General features: G+C 72.0%; 13 protein-coding genes and 1 tRNA gene. 2 read left to right on the top strand and 12 right to left on the bottom strand.

Translation table 11 applies throughout. From position 1 onward, the window contains the following. The coding region (locus ACFYOH_RS11370; RefSeq protein ID WP_388623894.1) for a transposase at positions 1 to 146 on the top strand (146 nt) is incomplete at its 5' end. Positions 147 to 338: 192 nt separating this feature from the next. Here ACFYOH_RS11370 and ACFYOH_RS11365 read toward each other — a convergent pair. From ACFYOH_RS11365 to bldG, 11 genes are all read right to left on the bottom strand, one after another. Beyond that, positions 339 to 415, bottom strand: a tRNA-Thr gene (locus ACFYOH_RS11365). 119 nt (positions 416 to 534) lie between these two features. Continuing rightward, positions 535 to 2,136 (bottom strand): alpha/beta hydrolase, encoded by a 1,602-nt coding sequence (locus ACFYOH_RS11360; protein WP_388623810.1) that lies wholly within the window; start codon positions 2,134 to 2,136, stop codon positions 535 to 537. A gap of 151 nt (positions 2,137 to 2,287) precedes the next feature. Further along, positions 2,288 to 3,493, bottom strand: coding sequence for a DNA polymerase III subunit delta' (locus tag ACFYOH_RS11355; RefSeq protein WP_388623807.1), 1,206 nt, complete (start codon positions 3,491 to 3,493; stop codon positions 2,288 to 2,290). 207 nt (positions 3,494 to 3,700) lie between these two features. Further along, the gene (gene tmk, locus ACFYOH_RS11350; RefSeq protein ID WP_388623805.1) at positions 3,701 to 7,054 is read right to left on the bottom strand and encodes a dTMP kinase; all 3,354 of its coding nucleotides are present in this window, start codon (positions 7,052 to 7,054) and stop codon (positions 3,701 to 3,703) included. Between the two features lie 198 nt (positions 7,055 to 7,252). Then, a complete protein-coding gene (gene topA, locus ACFYOH_RS11345) occupies positions 7,253 to 10,087 on the bottom strand; it encodes a type I DNA topoisomerase (RefSeq protein WP_388623802.1) in 2,835 nt (944 codons plus the stop codon). A gap of 268 nt (positions 10,088 to 10,355) precedes the next feature. Beyond that, positions 10,356 to 10,553, bottom strand: coding sequence for a hypothetical protein (locus tag ACFYOH_RS11340; RefSeq protein ID WP_388623799.1), 198 nt, complete (start codon positions 10,551 to 10,553; stop codon positions 10,356 to 10,358). Positions 10,554 to 10,961: 408 nt separating this feature from the next. After that, positions 10,962 to 12,491: a methyltransferase gene (locus ACFYOH_RS11335; protein WP_388623797.1), complete on the bottom strand. Its 1,530-nt coding sequence runs from the start codon at positions 12,489 to 12,491 to the stop codon at positions 10,962 to 10,964. 315 nt (positions 12,492 to 12,806) lie between these two features. Beyond that, positions 12,807 to 13,412 carry a small secreted protein gene (locus ACFYOH_RS11330; RefSeq protein ID WP_388623795.1) on the bottom strand — a complete coding sequence of 202 codons (606 nt, stop codon included), beginning with the start codon at positions 13,410 to 13,412 and terminating at the stop codon, positions 12,807 to 12,809. A gap of 237 nt (positions 13,413 to 13,649) precedes the next feature. Next, positions 13,650 to 16,052: a sodium-translocating pyrophosphatase gene (locus tag ACFYOH_RS11325; RefSeq protein WP_388623792.1), complete on the bottom strand. Its 2,403-nt coding sequence runs from the start codon at positions 16,050 to 16,052 to the stop codon at positions 13,650 to 13,652. 269 nt (positions 16,053 to 16,321) lie between these two features. Further along, the gene (locus ACFYOH_RS11320; protein WP_388623789.1) at positions 16,322 to 16,750 is read right to left on the bottom strand and encodes an ATP-binding protein; all 429 of its coding nucleotides are present in this window, start codon (positions 16,748 to 16,750) and stop codon (positions 16,322 to 16,324) included. A gap of 200 nt (positions 16,751 to 16,950) precedes the next feature. Continuing rightward, on the bottom strand, positions 16,951 to 17,292 hold the full coding sequence (gene bldG, locus ACFYOH_RS11315; RefSeq protein ID WP_010986038.1) for an anti-sigma factor antagonist BldG: 342 nt from the start codon (positions 17,290 to 17,292) through the stop codon (positions 16,951 to 16,953). Between the two features lie 78 nt (positions 17,293 to 17,370). On the opposite strand from bldG, the gene ACFYOH_RS11310 reads away from it, so the two are divergent. After that, positions 17,371 to 19,878 (top strand): DEAD/DEAH box helicase, encoded by a 2,508-nt coding sequence (locus ACFYOH_RS11310; protein WP_388623786.1) that lies wholly within the window; start codon positions 17,371 to 17,373, stop codon positions 19,876 to 19,878. A 78-nt stretch (positions 19,879 to 19,956) separates the two neighbouring features. On the opposite strand, the gene ACFYOH_RS11305 is transcribed toward ACFYOH_RS11310, so the two are convergent. After that, the gene (locus ACFYOH_RS11305) at positions 19,957 to 20,400 is read right to left on the bottom strand and encodes an Rv3654c family TadE-like protein (protein ID WP_388623784.1); all 444 of its coding nucleotides are present in this window, start codon (positions 20,398 to 20,400) and stop codon (positions 19,957 to 19,959) included. Between the last annotated feature and the right edge of the window lie 67 nt (positions 20,401 to 20,467).

Raw genomic sequence — 20,467 nt, 5'->3', positions numbered from 1 at the left:
GCCATCGCTGGACGATCGAGCGCACGATGTCCTGGCTGGGCGGCTGCCGTCGCCTGCACCGCCGCTACGAGCGCAAGGCCGAGCACTTCCTGGCCTTCACTGCCATCGCCTGCAGTCTCATCTGCTACCGCAGACTCTCCAAATGAGACGACGTCTAAGAAGGCCCAGGCCAAGGGCAAGAAGAAGGCCCGGCGGAAGAAGCCCAAAGAGTAGGGCCGAGCCCGCTCCGCTCACGCATCGCTCACGCAAGCCACCCCACAGCGCCCCCGCCGTGTGACGCGCCATACCCCGAGCAACACAAAACCCCAGGTCAGCGACTATCTGACCTGGGGTTTCCGTGGAGCCGCCTTCGGGATTCGAACCCGAGACCTACGCATTACGAGTGCGTTGCTCTGGCCATCTGAGCTAAGGCGGCGCGCCGTCCGCACCATGGTGCGATCGGCAACGTCGGTAAGTCTACACAGTTTCCGGGGGTGCTCCGACCAAGCCCCGGAAGCGGGGGATCCGGGGCGGGCCGCAGGGGTGTGGCAGGGGCTATGAGCAGCGTTTTCCGGCGGTGGGCGGGGTGCCGCGGAGCAGGTAGGTGTTGATCGCCGTGTCGATGCAGGTGCTGCCGCGGCCGTAGGCGGTGTGGCCGTCACCGACGTATGTCAGGAGGCGGCCCGAGGAGAGCTGGCGGGCCAGGGACTGGGCCCAGTGGTAGGGGGTCGCGGGGTCGCGGGTGGTGCCGACCACCACGATCGGCGCCGCGCCCTTCGCCTCGATGCGATGCGGCTCACCCGTGGCCTTCACCGGCCAGTACGCGCAGTTCAGCGAGGCCCAGGCCAGGCCGTCACCGAAGACCGCAGACGCCTTCTCGAAGGCGGGCAGGGCCTTGTCGACCTGCTCGGGGCCGGTGAAGGCCGGCGGCAGGTCCAGGCAGTTCACGGCCGCGTTGGCCATCATCAGGTTGCTGTAGTGGCCGTCGGCGCCACGTTCGTAGTAGCTGTCGGAGAGCGCGAGCAGGCCCGCGCCGTCGTTCTTCCTCATCGCGGAGGTCAGCGCCACGCGCAGCTGTTCCCAGGTGCCCTGGTCGTACATCGCGGCGATCACCCCGGTCGTGGCCAGCGACTCGTTCAGCTTGCGTCCGTCCGCGTCGCCCGCCGTGATGGGGTGCGCGTCCAGCTTCCGGAAGAACGTCCTGAGGTGGGCGCCGACCTGCGCCGGCGATGTGCCGCTGCTGCCGAGCGGGCAGTCGGAGTGCCGTACGCAGTCCTTCGCGAACGCCTCGAACGCCGTCTCGAAGCCGGCCGTCTGGTCCAGGTTCATGCGCCGGGAGTCCACGGACGGGTCCATCGCGCCGTCCAGGACCATCCGGCCCACCCGGTCCGGGAACAGGCCCGCGTACGTCGCTCCGAGGAACGTGCCGTACGACGCCCCCACGTAGTTCAGTTTCGGATCACCCAGGACCGCCCGCAGGATGTCCATGTCGCGGGCCGCCTCGACGGTGGAGACGTGCCGCAGCAGCCGCGCCGAGTGCGCCCCGCAGCTCTCGGCGAACGTCCTGTCCGCCGAGACCACCGCGTTCTGCTCCTGCTGGTCGTCGGGCGTCAGGTCCGTTTCCGTGTAGGTGTCCATCTGGCGCCCGTCGAGGCACTTCACGGGCTCGCTGCGGGCCACGCCCCGCGGATCCACCGCGACCATGTCGTAGCGGGCGCGGACGTCGGCCGGGTAGCCGATGCCCGCGTAACTCTGGACGTAGGCCACCGCCGAGCCGCCGGGGCCGCCGGGGTTGACCAGCAGCGAACCGAGCGGCCTGCCCTTGCCGGTGGCAGGCTTGCGGGTGACGGCCAGCCGGACGTCACCCGCACCGGGATCGGCGTAGTCCAGCGGGGCCTTCATCGTGGCGCACTGGAAACCAGGGGCACCGCAGCCGCGCCAGTGCAGCCGCTGGGAGTAGTACGGCGACAGCGCTGACGGCGTCGCATGGGGCAGCGCGGCCAGCACCGCGTCCGCCGCACCGCCCGCCGACGTCGAGCTCCCGGAGGAGCAGGCGGACACGAGCAGGGCGGCCGCCGCGAACAGGGCGGCCGTGAGGCGAGCCGACGTCCGGGTGCGGGCGCCCCGGGTCCGGCGGAGGGATGGGCTGGTGTGCATCAGGCGAGCGTAACGCTGTGCGATGCTCCGGATGCGGTGCGTGGGATCAGTGGGCTCGTACGGGGGACAACGGCGGCGGCTTCGTAGCCGTGACATCGTCCGGTGACGTCGTCTACCCGTGACATCGCCGGTCGGCCTCCCGGCGCGGTGTTCAGCCCGCGCGCAGCGCCATCGTCATGGCCTCCACCGCAAGCAGCGGGGCCACGTTGCGGTCGAGGGCCTCATGGCATGCGGCGATCGCCTCGATACGGCGGAGCGTGGATTCCGGGGTGCTGCCGCGCGCCAGCCGCTCCAGGGCGTCCTCGGCGTCCGCGTTGGCGATCGCCACGCTTGAGCCGAGCTGCAGGGCGAGGACGTCGCGGTAGAAGGCGGTGAGGTCGCCGAGGGCGATGTCGAGACTGTCGCGCTGCGTGCGGGTTCTGCGGCGCTTCTGCATGTCCTCCAGGTCCTTCATCACACCCGCCGTGCCGCGGGGCAGCCGGCCGCCCTGGACCGCGCCCAGCGCCGCCTTCAGCTCCTCGGTCTCCTTGCCGTCCATCTCCTCGGCGAGCTGCTTGGCGTCCTCGGCGGCCGCGTCGACCAGTTCCTGGGCGGCCCTGAGACAGGCACCGACCTCGTCGAGGCGGAGGGGCAGCTTGAGGACGGCCGCGCGGCGCTCGCGGGCCGCCGGGTCGGTGGCCAGGCGCCGGGCGCGGTCGACGTGCCCCTGGGTGGCGCGGGCGGCGGCCGCCGCGACCTCGGGTTCGATGCCGTCGCGCCGTACGAGCATGTCGGCCACCGCGTCCACGGACGGCGTGCGCAGGTTCAGGTGGCGGCAGCGGGAGCGAATCGTCGGCAGGACGTCCTCGACGGAGGGGGCGCACAGCAGCCAGACCGTGCGCGGAGCAGGCTCCTCCACCGCCTTGAGGACGGCGTTGGCCGACTTCTCGTTCAGCCGCTCGGCGTCCTCCACCAGGATGATCTGCCAGCGGCCGTTCGCCGGGGAGGTGAACGACTTGCGGACCGTGTCCCGCATGTCCTTCACCAGGATCTCGGAGCCCACGGCGGCCACCGAGGTGACGTCCGCGTGGGTGCCGAGCAGCGCGGTGTGGCAGCCGTCGCAGAAGCCGCAGCCGGGGGCTCCGCCGAGGGCGCGGTCGGGGCTGACGCACTGCAGGGCGGCTGCGAAGGCCCTGGCCGCCTGGTTCCGGCCCGCTCCGGGCGGCCCCGTGAACAGCCATGCGTGCGTCATCTTCGACGTCTCGGGCAGCGGCTCGTCGGCCGCGACGGCCGTGACGAGGGCGTCGGCGTCCCGCGCGGCCGCGTCGAGCACCGCGCTCACCTTCTCCTGCCCGACGAGGTCGTCCCATACGGTCATGGGTCACGCCGCCCTTCCGTCACACTCCGCGTTCCTGCCCCCCATTGTGCGGGCGGGCACTGACAACGCGGTCCGCGTGCGCGCCGACGGCCGGTGGGAACGGTCAGGCGGCGCCGGCCGGTGGGAACGGTGAGGGCGGCGCAGGCCGGTGTACGACCCGCGCCGCCCTCTGTTCGCCGCGCTCGCCGGTAGCGGCCGTGCCGGCCGTCAGCCCCGCCGGCCCCGGCCCCGGCGGCCCTGCTCCTCGTCGTGGTCGCCGTGCTCCCGCTCGTCGTAGGACCCCAGCAGTTCGTCCGCCAGCGACGGCAGGTCGTCCAGCGGGGTCTCCTCGGCCCAGTCGGAACGCGGCCGGCGGCGAGGGGTGCCGTCGGCGTCGATCTGCGGCATCTCGCGCGTACGGTCCTCGGAGCCGTCGGGGCCCGCGGCGGACCGCTCGTCCCGGAAGAAGCCGGGCGGCAGCCGGTCAGCGGGGGCGTCATCCCGTACGGGCGGCAGTACGGCCGTCTCGTCGGCCGCACCCGGAACCACCGGTGGCAGCACCGCCGTCTCGTCGGTCGCCCCCGGAACCACCGGTGGCAGCACCGCCGTCTCGTCGGTCGCACCCGGAACCCGGGGCAGCACCGCCGTCTCGTCCGTCGCGCCCGGAGCCGCCGGAGGCTGCGGCAGCTCGGCGGTCACCTCGGAGTCCGGGTGGGAGGCGCCGGAAGCCTTGGTGTCGTGGACGTCCTGGGCGTTCTCGGCGGAGTCACGCCGCTCCTCGCGCACCGGGCGCAGCACCGTCGTCTCGTCCGTATCCGCCCCGCGCATGCCCGGATCGCCCTGGCTGGGCGAGACCACCGGGGTGGGAACCGTCACCGCGTCCGGGGCCGGGCCCGGCGCGGCCGGCAGGGGCGTGCTGGACCGGCGGGCCGCCGTGTCGGCCGCCGCCGCTGCCTCGGTCGCCTGCCTACGGGCCTCCTCGGCGCGCAGCAGCGCCTCCTCGGCCTTGCGCTGCTTCTCCAGGCGCCGCGCTTCCTCCTCGGCGCGCAGCCGGGCCTGCCGGGCTTCTTCCTCGGCGCGCAGCCGGGCCTCCTCCTCGGCCTGCTTGCGGCGCCGCTCCTCCTCGGCCCTGCGGCGGGCCTCCTCCTCGGCGCGGGCCTTCTCCTCGGCGAGCAGCCGCTGCCGCTCCTCCTCAGCGCGCCGGGCGGCCTCCGCGGCCCGCTGCCGGGCCTCCTCCGCCTGCCGTTCGGCCTCGCGGCGCTGGGCCTCCTCCAGCTCGCGGCGCTTGCGTTCCTCCTCCTCGGCGCGCAGCCGGGCCAGCTCCTCCTGGCGCTCGCGCTCCAGGCGCTCCTCCTCGGCCTTGCGCGCGGCCTCTTCCTCGGCCTTGCGGCGGGCCTCCTCCTCGGCCTTCTTCCGGGCCTCCTCCTGGGCCTTGACCTCGGCCTCGGACAGCGGCAGCACGGTGTCGAGCCGATGCCGGATCACCGTGGTGACGGCCTCGGGCTCCTGGCCGGCGTCCACGACCAGGTAGCGGCCGGGGTCGGCGGCGGCCAGCGTGAGGAAACCGGACCGCACGCGTGCGTGGAACTCCGCCGGCTCCGACTCCAGCCGGTCCGGCGCCTCGGTGAACCGCTCGCGGGCGGTCTCCGGCGAGACGTCCAGCAGGACGGTCAGATGCGGGACGAGCCCGTTGGTCGCCCAGCGGTTGATGCGCGCGATCTCGGTCGGGGACAGATCGCGGCCGGCGCCCTGGTAGGCGACGGACGAGTCGATGTAGCGGTCGGAGATGACCACCGCGCCGCGCTCCAGCGCGGGGCGTACGACGGTGTCGACGTGCTCGGCCCGGTCGGCGGCGTACAGCAGTGCCTCCGCGCGATGCGACAGGCCCGCCGAGGAGACGTCCAGCAGGATCGAGCGCAGCCGCTTGCCGACGGGCGTGGCCCCCGGCTCGCGGGTGAGCACGACCTCGTGGCCCTTGCCGCGGATCCACTCGGCGAGGGCCTCGGCCTGGGTGGACTTTCCGGCGCCGTCGCCGCCCTCCAGGACGATGAAGAAACCGCCCGCCGCCGGTGCCTCGACCGGGTCGTCACCGCCGAGCAGCGCGTCCTTGAGGTCCTGGCGCAGCGGGATGCCGGAGCGGTCGTCGACCTTGGCGAGCACCAGCGCCGCCACCGGCAGCAGCAGCGCGCCGACCAGCATCAGCGTGAAGGAGGCGCCGCCGTGCGCGAAGACGAACTTGCCGTTCTCCAGCCGGTGCCGCCCGATGAGCCCGGCGGCCATGGGCGCGATCAGCGCGCCGAGCGCCACGAAGACCCGCACGACCGCGTGCAGGTGCTCGGTGACGCGCCCCCGGCGGTAGTCCTCGGTCTCCTGGTCGAGCAGCGCGTGCCCGGTGTTCGCGGCCACGCCCGCGGTGACGCCGGCGAGCGTGACGATCAGCAGGACCGTGGTGACGTCCGGGACCAGACCGGCGGCCAGCAGGGCGATGCCGGTGAAGGCGATCGCGAGGGCGAGCAGCCGGCGGCGGGAGAGCGACGGCAGCAGCGCCGGGGCCGTACGGATGCCGACGGCGACACCGCCGGTCAGGCCCAGCACCAGCAGGCCGTACAGCACCGGGCCGCCGCCCAGGTCGGTGGCGTGCAGCACGCACACCGAGACGGCCGCCGCGATGGCTCCGGCGACCGCGGCGGCGGCCGGGACGAGCAGCGGGATCGCGCCCGTACGGCCCTTGTCGACGCCGGTGCCGGTGCGCGGGCGGCGCAGGCCCTCCAGCGGGGACCGCGCGCGCGGGGTGCGCACGTCGGGCAGGTCGAGGAAGGTCAGCACGGACAGGGAGGCGGCGAACAGGCCCGCCGCCACATACGCCCCGAGGGCCGCGTGGTGCTGGTCGAACCAGACCACGCCGGTGCCGAGCAGGTTGTTGAGCAGGCCGGCGGCGACCAGCGCGGCGGCCGCCAGCGGTACGGCGAGGAAGCTGGTGCGCAGCGACAGGCGGCGCAGGGCGTCCATGTGGTCCGGCAGCGGCCGTACGGTGGCACCCTCCGGGGGCGGGCCGGGCAGCAGGGCGGGAGCCGCGCTCTCCCGGCAGACCGTCCACAGGCGCTCGGCGACTCCGGTGACGAAGGCGGTGACCAGCAGGACGGCCAGTGCGTTGTCCGGGGTCCAGTCGATCCACAGGGGCGCGACGATCAGCAGCGCGGCGCGCACGCCGTCGGCGCCGACCATGGTCCAGCGGCGGTCGAGCGGGCCCTCCTGGGCGGTGAGCGTGTTCAGCGGGCCGAGGAGGACCGCGCCGAACAGCAGCGCGGCGAGGACGCGCGCGGCGAAGACCGTCGCCACTGCGAACGCCACGCCCCGGTATCCACCGCCGAACGCGCCCTGGGCGATCGCCGCCTGGAGGGCGAGGACGACCAGGACGAGGAGGGCGAGGGTGTCGCCGACGCCGCTCACCAGCTGCGCGCTCCACAGGCGTCGCAGCTCGGGTCGGCGCAGCAGGGAACGGACGGCGCGCTCGCGGGAGTCCGCGACCAGTGCGTCGTCCGGGGCTGTGGTGGTGGCCGTTGGCTGCTCGGCTCGCGTCATGCGTTCAGCCTATCCGGAGGCACCGACACCACACCCCGCCGCTCCTGGCATGCGCACGCCCCGACATCAAAGTGATGCCGGGGCGTACCGAAGTGATACAGAGGCGAAGCCTTCGCGAAGCCGAACAGCAGTGCGGAGGCTGACCAGGCCTCGGCGCTCGGTCTGCGCACTCAGGCCTCGGCGGTCAGTCCTCGGTGGTCAGTCCTCCGCGCCCGACGCCGTCGCCTTGGAAGCCGTGGCCTTCTTGGCGGTCGTCTTCTTGGCCGTGGTCTTCTTCGCGGCCGCGGTCGTCTTCTTCGCCGCCGTCTTCTTGGCTGCGGTCTTCTTCGCCGGGGCCGCCGCCTTCTTGGCCGGGGCCTTCTTCGCGGTCTTCTTGGCGGGCGCCTTCGCGCGCTTCTCGGCGAGCAGTTCGAAGCCGCGCTCCGGGGTGATCGCCTCGACGCTGTCGCCGGAGCGCAGGGTCGCGTTGGTCTCGCCGTCGGTGACGTACGGCCCGAAGCGGCCGTCCTTGACCACGACCGGCTTGCCGGAGACCGGGTCCTCGCCCAGCTCCTTCAGCGGCGGCTTGGCGGCGGCCCGGCCACGCTGCTTGGGCTGGGCGTAGATCGCCTGCGCCTCCTCCAGCGTGATCGTGAAGAGCTGGTCCTCGGACTGCAGCGAGCGCGAATCCGTGCCCTTCTTCAGATACGGGCCGTAGCGGCCGTTCTGCGCGGTGATCTCCTGGCCGTCGACGTCGGTGCCGACGATCCGCGGCAGCGACATCAGCTTCAGCGCGTCCTCGAGCGTGACCGTGTCGAGCGACATGGACTTGAACAGCGAGGCCGTGCGCGGCTTGACCGCGTTCTTGCCGGTCTTCGGGGTGCCCTCGGGGAGGACCTCCGTGACGTACGGGCCGTAGCGGCCGGCCTTCGCGACGATCGGGTGGCCGGTGGCCGGGTCGGTGCCCAGCTCGAAGTCGCCGCTGGGCTTGGCCAGCAGTTCCTCGGCCAGCTCGACGTTCAGCTCGTCCGGCGGCAGGTCGTCCGGGACGTCGTGGGACTGGTACTCCTCGGTGCCCTTCTCGCCGCGCTCGACGTAGGGGCCGAAGCGGCCGACGCGGAGCACGATGCCGTTGCCCACCGGGAACGACGACACCTCGCGCGCGTCGATGGCGCCCAGGTCGGTCACCAGCTCCTTGAGGCCACCGAGGTGGTCCCCGTCGCCGTTGCCCGCCTCGGCGGCGCCGCCGTGACCGGTGCCTTCGCCGAAGTAGAAGCGCTTCAGCCACGGCACGGCCTTGGCCTCGCCGGCCGCGATGCGGTCGAGGTCGTCCTCCATCTTGGCGGTGAAGTCGTAGTCGACGAGCCGCCCGAAGTGCTTCTCCAGGAGGTTGACCACGGCGAAGGACAGGAAGGACGGGACGAGCGCCGTGCCCTTCTTGAAGACGTAGCCGCGGTCGAGGATCGTGCCGATGATCGACGCGTACGTCGACGGGCGGCCGATCTCGCGCTCTTCCAGCTCCTTGACCAGGGAGGCCTCGGTGTAGCGCGCCGGGGGCTTGGTGGCGTGGCCGTCGACCGTGATCTCCTCGGCGGACAGCGCGTCGCCCTCGGCGACCTGCGGCAGCCGGCGCTCGCGGTCGTCCAGTTCGGCGTTCGGGTCGTCGGCGCCCTCGACGTAGGCCTTCAGGAAGCCGTGGAAGGTGATCGTCTTGCCGGAGGCGCTGAACTCGACGTCCCGGCCGTCGGCGGCGGTGCCACCGATCTTCACGGTCACGGAGTTACCGGTCGCGTCCTTCATCTGGGAGGCGACGGTCCGCATCCAGATCAGCTCGTAGAGCCTGAACTGGTCGCCGGTCAGGCCGGTCTCGGCGGGAGTGCGGAAACGATCACCCGAGGGGCGGATCGCCTCGTGGGCCTCCTGCGCGTTCTTGACCTTGGCGGCGTACGTGCGCGGCTGCGGGGGCAGGTAGTCGGCGCCGTACAGCTGCGTGACCTGGGCGCGGGCGGCCGCGATCGCGGTGTCGCTCAGCGTCGTGGAGTCCGTACGCATGTACGTGATGTAGCCGTTCTCGTACAGCTTCTGCGCGATCTGCATGGTCGCCTTCGCGCCGAAGCCGAGCTTGCGGCTGGCCTCCTGCTGCAGCGTCGTCGTACGGAACGGGGCGTACGGCGAGCGGCGGTACGGCTTGGACTCGACGGACCGCACGGAGAAGCGCGTGCTCTCCAGGGCGGCGGCGAGGGCGCGGGCGGTCGCCTCGTCGAGGTGGAGGGTGTTCTCGCTCTTGAGCTGCCCCAGGGAGTCGAAGTCGCGGCCCTGCGCGATCCGCCTGCCGTCGACGGTCTGGAGGCGGGCGACCAGCGACGACGGGTCCGACGGATCCCCCGCACGGCCGGTCGCGAAGGTACCCGTCAGGTCCCAGTACTCGGCAGAGCGAAACGCGATGCGCTCGCGTTCCCGCTCGACGACGAGACGCGTGGCGACGGACTGGACGCGGCCGGCCGACAGGCGCGGCATGACCTTCTTCCACAGGACCGGCGAGACCTCGTAGCCGTAGAGCCGGTCGAGGATGCGGCGGGTCTCCTGGGCGTCGACCAGCTTCTGGTTGAGCTGGCGCGGGTTGGCGACGGCCTCGCGGATCGCGTCCTTGGTGATCTCGTGGAAGACCATCCGCTTGACCGGGATCTTCGGCTTGAGGACCTCCTGGAGGTGCCAGGCGATCGCCTCGCCCTCCCGGTCCTCATCGGTGGCGAGGAAGAGCTCGTCGGAATCCTTCAACAGGTCCTTGAGCTTCTTGACCTGCGCCTTCTTGTCGGCGTTGATCACATAGATCGGCTGGAAGTCATGGTCGACGTCCACACCGAGGCGGCGCACCTCGCCGGTGTACTTCTCGGGCACCTCCGCGGCGCCGTTGGGGAGGTCGCGGATGTGCCCGACGCTCGCTTCGACGACGTAGCCGGGGCCGAGATAGCCCTTGATCGTCTTCGCCTTGGCAGGCGACTCGACGATGACGAGTCGGCGGCCGCCCTGTGCGGTCTCGCTGGTCGGGGACAACTTCGCTCTTCTCTCCGGTCGACGCTGGGGCCTCCCCAGGGCTTCATCCCGGGGTCGCGGCGTACTGCTGGCACGTGTGACGCTGCGGAGTGTGACGGTACATCCCGCCCCCGTGTCAAACGGGAAAAGCCCACAACGGCCACTCGAACGGTAACCCGACTACCGCCATTCCTGCCGCCCGGACTACCGGGTACCCACCCGAGGCATGTCCGGAGCGTGACGCTCCCCTTACTTCCGCGGCACTCTCACCGCCGCGCGCCTGACGATGTCAGAGGCGGGTCAGGCAGTACACACCGAGGACCAGCGCGACCGTCCCGGCCACACTCGCGAGGGCCGCCGATGCGACCTGGTTCACACCGTGGGCCACCGGCTCGCGGCGCCTGAGGCGGGTGCCGGTCCAGGCCAGCAGGGCGCCTCCGAACAGGGCGAACACCGCTCCCGCGAAGATCGCCGGCCCGCTCTCCATCCTCCGCCCACCCCTTCCGCGCCGTCCGGCTCTGCCCGCGCCCGGAGACTGGCACGCCCGGGAGACGAGCGAGGGACGGGCGGGCGACATCAGGGTGAACGGCCGGCCGGCGCGATATCGCACACATGACCGAATAGAGACCTTGACCGGTCCGGCAGCCATATTTTTCCGGCCGTTTTCCCGGCGTCGGCGCGTCATGGCAGCGGCATGGACGCGCCACGGCACCCCGGAACGGGTCCGCACCGACCCGTGCCACCGGCATACGACGATGATTCGGGCGCGGCCACGAGGGCATCGGGGGACGGCTACGACCGAGCCGGTATCCGGCGTACCTCAGGCGACCCAAGCCGCCCGTAGCCCGCCGCACGCCGGACCAGCCGCCGCAGCCCTGTCGCCCCGCCCGCCCGGTCAGCGCGCCGGGTCGAGGAAGCCCTGCTCCACCAGCAGGCGGATCTGCGCGGGCGTCCGGTCGCGGAGCACCACCGGGTCCTCCTGCATGAGCTGGGCGATGGCGTCCAGGATGCGGCCCGCGCTCAGTGTGCCGTCGCAGACGCCCGCGAACCCGGCCCCGACGGTGTCCACCTTCGTGGCCCGGCGCATCCCGCGGTGCTGGCGGAGCACCACATGCTCGGGGTCCTCGGCACCGGGCAGCCCGACCTGCTCCTGGACCACCTCGGCGGCGAGCCTGAAGTGGCTGTCGAGCAGTGCCGCGTCGTCGTGCTCCCGGAGATAGTCGAGACGCTCGAAGTGCGCCCGGATCGTGCCCCCGAGAGGCTGTTCGACCGGGTGCGGCCACTCCTCCACCGTGACGACGGGCTCTGCGGAACGGGTCCGGCGCAGGGTGATCCAGCCGAAGCCGACCGCCCTGACCTTGCGCGCCTCGAACTCGTCGAGCCAGGCGTCGTAGCGCGCCTGGTACTCCGCCGGGTCCCCGCGGTGGTCACCGGCGTCCCTCAGCCACAGCTCGGCGTACTGCGTGACGTCCTGTACCTCGCGCTGCACGATCCAGGCATCGCACCCGCGCGGCACCCACGACCTGAGTCTGTCCTGCCAGTCCTCCCCTGCCACGTGCTGCCAGTTGGCGAGGAACTGCGCGAACCCGCCCTCGTTCAGCCGTTCCCCCGCCTGCTGAACGAGCGAGCGGCACAGATCGTCCCCGCCCATGCCACCGTCCCGGTACGTGAGGCGGGCGCCCGGCGAGATGACGAAGGGCGGGTTGGACACGATCAGATCGAAGGTCTCGTCGTCCCGCACCGGTTCGAACAGCGAGCCCTCCCGCAGGTCGGCGGCGGGGGCGGCGGAGAGCGCGAGCGTGAGCGCGGTGATGTGCAGCGCGCGCGGGTTGAGGTCGGTCGCCGTCACGCGCGTGGCGTGCTGGGCGGCGTGCAGCGCCTGGATGCCGGAGCCGGTGCCGAGGTCCAGGGCGGACGCCACCGGCGTACGGACGGTGATGCCGGCGAGGGTCGTGGAGGCACCGCCGACGCCGAGTACGACGCCCTCGTCGCGCTGCCCGATCCCGCCGGCTCCGCCGACCGCGCAGCCCAGGTCGGAGACGATGAACCAGTCCTCGCCGCCGGGACCGCCGTAGGGCCGTACGTCCACGGTGGCGGCCACCTCGTCGCCGCCCACGCGCGTGAGCCATCCGGCTTCCAGCGCCTCCTCGGCCGGTAGAACGGCCGCCACGCGCGCGTACGGCACCGGTTGCTGGAGCAGGAACAGCCGTACGAGCGTCTCCAGCGGCGTGTCGCCACGGGTCGCCCTCAGTGCGGGCACGGTCTCGCTGCGGGCCAGCGCCGCGTACGCGGGGGCGCCGAGCAGGTCGAGCAGCCCGTCGGCGGTGAAGGAGGCGGCCAGCAGCGCCGCACGCAGGCGCGCGGCGATGTCGGGCCGGTCGGAAGCGGGCAGGGAAGCGAGTCCGGAGTCAGTCACACCCCCCATTGTGGCCCGCGGCCCCTCCCGGACGCGGCCTCAGCACGCCTCACGGCTGGACCCCCGCACGCCTCGGGACCCGGCCGGGCCACGGCCCGCCGGACGGCGGCGGCCAACGACGGGAGCGGGCCCCGCAACCGGCGCACGCCACCCCGGGATACGCCGCGGTCGGCCGAGCGGGGCTCGCGAGCCGACCTTCCGCTCCGCGGACCGAGACAGTGCAGCCGACGCCGTGATCCGCGACCGCGTTCCGCCGACCGTGATCAGTCAGCCGCAGCCACGGGCTGTCGTCCCGTCAGCTGCAGCCGCCGACCGCCATCCGGGTCAGCCGGCCGACGGCGAGGACGACGACGCCGTTGCGGCGACCTTCTTGCAGCTGGCCTGCTGGGCGATGGCGTTCTTGACGTCGCCCTGCTGGAGCTTCTCCAGCGCGTCGGTGCCGCTCTGGTGCTGCTTCTCCAGGTCCGTCATCTGCACCGCGATGTCGTGCAGACCCGAGGCGAACTTGGCCTGGTCCTTGGTGTTCAGCGCGTCGACCTGCTTCTTGAGGCCGGCGTAGGAGGCGGAGAGGCCGTTGAAGCTCTTCACGACGTCCTGGAGCCGCTTGGCGCCGTCCTGGACACCGGGAGGCGCACCCGCGTCGCTGACGGCGGCGGCTATCGCCTTGTAGCCGTCGGCCATGTCCTGGAAGGCCTGCGAGTCCGTCTGCTGGAGCGTCTCGGGCTTGGCGGTGTCGGCGGCTGTCGTACTGATCGCCGCGTTCGCCGCCTTGATCTTCGCGTCCTGAGCGGGCACCGCGTCACACACCGACTTGGCCCAGGCGACCAGCTTGGGGTCGGGTCCCTTGTCACCGCCGCTGCTGGTGCATCCCGACAGCGCCACCACCAGTACCGCACCGCCGGACAGTGCGGCCGCGAGCTTCTTGTTCACCGGATTGGTCCCTTCCCTGGCTCTCGGCCCACGGACCCTACACGGCGGACCCACACCCTCCGCATCCCGAAAGCCCCCTAAGGATCCCTTTGCGACCCTTTGCACCATGCGAGAGAAGGCTCACCACGTGGGCGAGCCCACAGCCACGCCCGCAGCCGCGCCACAGACGGAAGCGGGCGGGCGGCGCGTCAGTACGCGCCGCCCGCCCGCCCGTTGAGCAGGGCCTTCCCGGAAGATCTAGGAAACCACCGCCGTGTTCGGTGAGTTGGAGACCCGCTCGGCGCTCTCGTCGTCGCCGACGGCGATACCGCGCCGCTTGGAGACGTACACGGCAACGACGATCACGGCGAGCGCGAGGATCGCGATCGCGATCCGTACGCCGATGCTCTTGTCGCTGCCGTAGGAGAACTTGATCACCGCGGGCGCGATGAGCAGCGACACCAGGTTCATGACCTTCAGCAGCGGGTTGATCGCCGGTCCCGCGGTGTCCTTGAAGGGGTCGCCGACGGTGTCGCCGATCACCGTGGCCGCGTGGGCCTCGCTGCCCTTGCCGCCGTGGTGGCCGTCCTCCACCAGCTTCTTGGCGTTGTCCCAGGCGCCGCCGGAGTTGGCGAGGAACACCGCCATCAGCGTGCCCGCGCCGATCGCGCCGGCGAGGTAGGAGCCGAGCGAGCCGACGCCGAGCGTGAACCCGATGAAGATCGGCGCCATGACGGCGAGCAGACCTGGTGTGGCCAGCTCCCGCAGGGCGTCCTTGGTGCAGATGTCGACGACCTTGCCGTACTCGGGCTTCTCGGTGAAGTCCATGATCCCGGGCTTCTCGCGGAACTGCCGCCGCACCTCGAACACCACCGAACCGGCCGACCGCGAGACGGCGTTGATGGCCAGTCCGGAGAAGAGGAAGACGACCGCCGCGCCCGCGATGAGGCCGACGAGGTTGTTGGGCTGCGAGATGTCCAGGGACAGACTCAGCGGCGCGCCCGGCCCGGTGAGTTTCACCCCGACGTTCTGCACGTTGGTGGTGATCGCGTCGCGGTACGACCCGAACAGCGCCGACGCGGCGAGAACGGCGGTGGCGATGGCGATGCCCTTGGTGATGGCCTTGGTGGTGTTGCCGACCGCGTCCAGGTTGGTGAGCACCTGCGCTCCCGCGCCCTCGACGTCGCCGGACATCTCGGCGATGCCCTGTGCGTTGTCGGAGACCGGACCGAAGGTGTCCATGGCGACGATCACGCCGACCGTGGTGAGCAGGCCGGTGCCGGCCAGCGCGACCGCGAACAGCGCGAGCATGATCGACGTACCGCCGAGCAGGAACGCGCCGTACACCCCGAGCCCGATGAGCAGCGCGGTGTAGACGGCGGATTCCAGTCCGACCGAGATGCCGGACAGGACGACGGTGGCCGGTCCGGTGAGGGAGGTCTTGCCGATGTCCCGGACCGGGCGGCGGTTGGTCTCGGTGAAGTAGCCGGTCAGCTGCTGGATGACGGCGGCGAGCAGGATGCCGATCGCCACCGCGACCAGGGCCAGGATCCGCGGGTCGCCCGCCTTGCCCCTGATCGCCGCGTCCGTCACGCCGTGCAGCGCGGAGTACTTCGAGGGCAGGTAGACGAAGACGGCGATCGCGACCAGCGCGAGCGAGATCACCGCGGAGATGAAGAAGCCCCGGTTGATCGCCGTCATGCCGCTGCGGTCGGCGCGCCGCGGGGCGACCGCGAAGATGCCGATCATCGCCGTGAGGACGCCGATGGCGGGCACGAGCAGCGGGAAGGCGAGTCCGGAGTTGCCGAAGGCGGCCTTGCCGAGGATCAGCGCGGCAACCAGGGTCACGGCGTACGACTCGAAGAGGTCGGCCGCCATGCCCGCGCAGTCGCCGACGTTGTCGCCCACATTGTCGGCGATGGTCGCGGCATTGCGCGGGTCGTCCTCCGGAATGCCCTGTTCGACCTTGCCGACCAGGTCGGCGCCGACGTCGGCGGCCTTGGTGAAGATGCCGCCGCCCACACGCATGAACATAGCGATCAGGGCGGCGCCGAGGCCGAAGCCCTCCAGCACCTTCGGAGCGTCGGCCGCGTACACCAGCACCACGCAGGAGGCGCCCAGCAGGCCGAGCCCCACCGTGAACATGCCGACGACGCCGCCCGTGCGAAATGCGATCTTCATCGCGGTGTGCGAGACGGTGGTGAGATCCTTTTGCGGTTCGCCCGGTGCCGGTGTGGCTTCCCGGGCCGCCGCGGCGACCCTGACATTGCTGCGCACGGCGAGCCACATGCCGATATAGCCGGTGGCCGCCGAGAACGCCGCTCCGATCAGGAAGAACACCGAACGTCCGGCACGCTGATTCCAGTCGTCCGCGGGCAGCAGCATGAGCAGGAAGAAGACGACGACGGCGAATACGCCGAGCGTGCGCAACTGCCGGGCGAGGTACGCCTTCGCGCCTTCCTGGACCGCCTCGGCGATCCGCTTCATGCTGTCGGTGCCCTCGCCCGCCGCCAGCACCTGGCGCACCAGGATCCCCGCGACCACCAGCGCGGCCAGGGCGACCGCCGCGATGACGGCCACCATGATCCGGTTGTCGGCGGTCAGGACTGCGGCTGCGAGGGATGTGAGGTGACCCGATTGAGGGGTAGAAAGCCCCGCCATTCGTCCTCCTTGACGCTTGGGCTGAGCTCAAGATGTGGGGATTCTAGGTACCTCAGTGTGATCTAAACAGAGCGCGGTAAACGGAATTCTCCTCCGCCGACTCATCAGTAAATGATCGAGATCCCGCCCCGACAACCCGAATGGAGTAATGCCCCGAGGGCATTCTTTGATCGTGAATTCCTTCACGAATTCGGTCGGGTGCCGCCGCACGCTGGAAAAACACCGAGGGCCCTGCCAGGCAGGGCCCTCGTCAAGTGGTACGGCAGCGCTCAGACCAGCGCCGTGGCCGGGGGTGCGGTCGGCCAGGTCATGCGGATCAGGCCGCCGTCGTGTCCGGTGGTGACCTGGACGTCGTCGACGAGGCCGCTGATGACGGCGAGGCCCATCTCGTCCTCCTCGACCTCCGCCTCGCCGTCTCCGGCTCCGGGCGTGTCGCCGGGGGCGGCGTGCGGCGCCTCGTCGCCGACCTCGATGGAGAACTGTTTCTCCTCTTCGATCAGCGCCACCTTCACGGGCGCGGTGATGCCGCTGCTCTGGTGCAGTCCGACAGCACGGGAGCAGGCCTCGCCGACGGCGAGCCGGACCTCGTCCAGGACGGCCTCGTCCACTCCGGCCCTGCGTGCCACCGCGGCCGCCACCAACCGGGCGGTCCGGACGTGCTCGGGCAGCGCGCTGAAGCGGAGTTCGACGGTGGCCATGCATCCCCCTCGCGACTACGGGCGTGCGGTCGGGGGCGGGGCCGCCGAGAGCCCGCACCCCCTGCTGTGCTTCTGTGCCCGGGCCGCTTCGAAGCCCGGGAAGGACCCGGTCGACGAACCGGCCGCGAACGCAGCGAGCCGGACGTGACCGGCCGACGCCCGACTCCGAAGGGAGCCCGGCGCCGGTGACCGGTCCAGGGTCAGTCGGTGGCCGCCACCGCTTCCTCGACCGAGGTGTGGATCGGGAACACCTTGGTGAGGCCGGTGATACGGAAGATCTTCAGAATGCGCTCCTGGTTGCAGACCAGGCGCAGCGAGCCCTCGTGGGCACGCACTCGCTTGAGGCCGCCGACCAGCACGCCGAGTCCGGTGGAGTCGAGGAAGTCCACGCCCTCCATGTCGACGACGAGGTGGAAATTGCCGTCGTTCACCAGCTCGACCAGCTGCTCGCGCAGCTTGGGCGCGGTGTATACATCGATTTCGCCACCGACCTCGACGACCGTACGATCGCCGACGGTACGGGTCGACAGGGACAGGTCCACGGATCCTCCAGCACCTTGCTATCGAGCGGACGCCCCTCGGGACACCTCGGCGGCCCCCGGGACGCATCGCCAGCCGCGATGGCATTCAATCACTTACCGGCAGGCGTGCACGACGCCTTGGCTCCATTGTCCGTCACGCCAGTGACACACTCGGTGCCGATGGCCAAGAATCACCGATCCGATCGATCCCCGGCGAACCCGGCGTCCCGCCCGTCTCCGGGCGCGGTCCTCGACCGGCTCGCCTCCGGGCCGAGCCGGTCTGCGCGCATCACTCATACGGAGCACTTGCCCCCGCGCGCGGGCCGCCATGCCGTCTGGCCTGACCGAATCCGGTCCGAGGTGATCGCGGCCGTCCAGGCGTGCGGCATCGAACATCCCTGGGCGCACCAGGCGCTGGCCGCAGAGCACGCCCTGGACGGCGATTCGGTGGTCGTCGCCACCGGCACTGCCTCCGGCAAGTCCCTCGCGTACCTCGTGCCGGTCCTGTCCACCCTTATGGACGGTTCCGAGGCGCCGAACGGCCGAGGGGCCACCGCCCTGTACCTCGCCCCCACCAAGGCACTTGCGGCGGACCAGTGCCGTTCGGTGAAGGAACTTTCACAGCCGCTCGGCACCTCGGTGCGCCCGGCCGTGTACGACGGCGACACCCCGTTCGAGGAACGGGAGTGGATCCGCCAGTACGCCAACTACGTCCTCACCAACCCCGACATGCTGCACCGCGGGATACTCCCCTCCCACCCGCGCTGGTCCTCCTTCCTGAAATCCCTCAAGTACGTCGTCATCGACGAGTGCCACACCTACCGGGGCGTCTTCGGCTCGCACGTCGCCCAGGTGCTGCGCCGGCTGCGCCGCCTGTGCGCCCGTTACGGCGCCTCGCCCGTCTTCCTGCTGGCTTCGGCGACCGCCGCCGAGCCCGCCGTCGCCGCCCGCCGGCTGACCGGCCTGCCGGTGACCGAGGTCGCCGACGACGCCTCTCCGCGCGGTGAGCTGGTCTTCGCCCTGTGGGAGCCCCCGCTCACCGAGCTGCACGGCGAGAAGGGCGCACCCGTACGGCGGACCGCCACCGCCGAGACCGCCGATCTGCTGACCGACCTCACCGTGCAGGGCGTGCGCTCGGTGGCCTTCGTACGGTCCCGGCGCGGCGCCGAGCTGATCTCGGTGATCGCCCAGGAGAAGCTGGCCGAGGTCGACCGCTCCCTGGTCCGGCGTGTCGCGGCCTACCGCGGCGGCTACCTCCCCGAGGAGCGCCGCGCCCTGGAGCGCGCCCTGCACTCCGGCGAGCTCCTCGGGCTGGCCGCCACGACGGCCCTGGAGCTCGGTGTGGACGTCTCCGGGCTGGACGCGGTGGTCATCGCCGGCTACCCGGGCACGCGCGCCTCCCTGTGGCAGCAGGCGGGCCGCGCGGGCCGTACCGGACAGGGCGCCCTCGCCGTGCTGGTGGCCCGCGACGACCCGCTGGACACCTTCCTGGTCCACCACCCCGAGGCCCTGTTCGACCAGCCGGTGGAGTCCACCGTCCTCGACCCCGACAACCCCTACGTCCTCGCCCCGCACCTGTGCGCCGCCGCCGCGGAACTCCCGCTGACCGAAGAGGACCTGGACCTCTTCGGCCCCGCCTGCGCGGACGTGCTGCCGCAACTGGAGGCCGCGAAGCTGCTGCGCCGGCGGACGAAGGCCTGGCACTGGACACGCCGGGAGCGGGCCGCCGACCTGACCGACATCCGCGGCGCGGGCGGGCGCCCGGTGCAGATCGTCGAGTCCGGCACCGGCCGCCTGCTCGGCACGGTCGACGCGGGCGCCGCGCACTCCACGGTCCACGAGGGCGCCGTCCATCTCCACCAGGGCCGCACCTACCTGGTGCGGCAGCTGGACCTGGAGGACTCGGTCGCCCTGGTCGAACAGGCCGACCCGCCGTACTCCACGGTCGCCCGCGACACCACCTCCATCTCCATCCTGGAGACCGACACCGAGATCCCCTGGGGCGCCGGCCGCCTCTGCTACGGCTCGGTCGAGGTCACCAACCAGGTGGTGTCCTACCTCCGAAGACGCCTCATCACCGGTGAAGTGCTCGGTGAGAGCAAACTCGACCTCCCTCCTCGTACCCTGCGCACCCGCGCGGTGTGGTGGACCGTCACCGACGACCAGCTCGACGAGGCCCGGATCACCCCGGAGATCCTCGGCGGCTCCCTGCACGCCGCCGAACACGCCTCCATCGGCCTGCTCCCCCTCTTCGCGACCTGCGACCGCTGGGACATCGGCGGCGTGTCGATCCCGCTGCACCCGGACACCCTGCTGCCCACGGTCTTCGTGTACGACGGCCATCCCGGCGGCGCGGGCTTCGCCGAGCGTGCCTTCCACACCGCCCGCACCTGGCTCGCCGCCACCCGCGAGGCCATCGCCTCCTGCGAGTGCGAGGCCGGCTGCCCGTCCTGCATCCAGTCCCCCAAGTGCGGCAACGGCAACGACCCACTGCACAAGAGGGGCGCGGTACGGCTCCTCACGGTGCTGTTGCGCAGGGCGCCGGAGGAGAAGCCGGACGAACGGGGGGCGGAGGCACCGGCTGCGGGGGGACAGTCGGCGGAGTAGCCGGCTCGGGGGGAACAGCCACGGAGGAACCCACTCCGGGGCAGGCGCCGCGGGCTTGCGTGTGCTCGGCAGGGGGCTCTACGGCGTGGGGGCTCGCCGTACGGAGGGTCTCGGCGCCGGTCCTCCCGGTGCGGGGGCGGTTTCCGGTGCCGGTCTTCCCGGTGCGGATCCGCCCGGCACCGGTTCCGCCGGCCCCGCTCTGGCCCTGGCCTCCGCCGCGAACGGTCCTCTTCCCGAGGCCGCCGTGACGTCCGAGGTCTCGCCGACGATGGCGCACCGCACCAGCCGTACCCCCTGGGCCGTCGCCACCCGCCCGGCCCGCGCGCAGGCCGCCGCGCCGCCCTCCTCCCAGTGGGCCGCCGCCGCGAGCGCCGCCAGATCCGCGCCGCCGGCCGCCCGGTGCCGGACGACGACGGCCTGGCCCAGCGCGAGCACGGCGCCGAACACCGCACACAGCACGGCCATCGCCCCCAGGCTCCACACGGTGGCGGAGCCCCGGTCGGAGCGCTGCCGGCTCGGCACCGGGCCGGGCCCCTGCTCGGAGCTCTGCCGACTCCGCCCAGCAGACGCCTGATCCGCGTGCCGCCGA

This window comes from Streptomyces sp. NPDC007856, assembly GCF_042868225.1.
Classification (GTDB): Bacteria; Actinomycetota; Actinomycetes; order Streptomycetales; family Streptomycetaceae; genus Streptomyces.
The sequence above is the reverse complement of the archived record's forward strand: the minus strand, read 5'-3'. Positions and strand labels throughout refer to the sequence as shown.

Bases quoted from the DNA above. Each gene is read 5' to 3' on its own strand.
- ACFYOH_RS11360 (WP_388623810.1), bottom strand. From the start codon at position 2,136: ATGCACACCAGCCCATCCCTCCGCCGGACCCGGGGCGCCCGCACCCGG.
- ACFYOH_RS11355 (WP_388623807.1), bottom strand. From the start codon at position 3,493: ATGACCGTATGGGACGACCTCGTCGGGCAGGAGAAGGTGAGCGCGGTG.
- tmk (WP_388623805.1), bottom strand. From the start codon at position 7,054: ATGACGCGAGCCGAGCAGCCAACGGCCACCACCACAGCCCCGGACGAC.
- ACFYOH_RS11340 (WP_388623799.1), bottom strand. From the start codon at position 10,553: ATGGAGAGCGGGCCGGCGATCTTCGCGGGAGCGGTGTTCGCCCTGTTC.
- ACFYOH_RS11335 (WP_388623797.1), bottom strand. From the start codon at position 12,491: ATGGGGGGTGTGACTGACTCCGGACTCGCTTCCCTGCCCGCTTCCGAC.
- ACFYOH_RS11325 (WP_388623792.1), bottom strand. From the start codon at position 16,052: ATGGCGGGGCTTTCTACCCCTCAATCGGGTCACCTCACATCCCTCGCA.
- ACFYOH_RS11320 (WP_388623789.1), bottom strand. From the start codon at position 16,750: ATGGCCACCGTCGAACTCCGCTTCAGCGCGCTGCCCGAGCACGTCCGG.
- ACFYOH_RS11310 (WP_388623786.1), top strand. From the start codon at position 17,371: ATGGCATTCAATCACTTACCGGCAGGCGTGCACGACGCCTTGGCTCCA.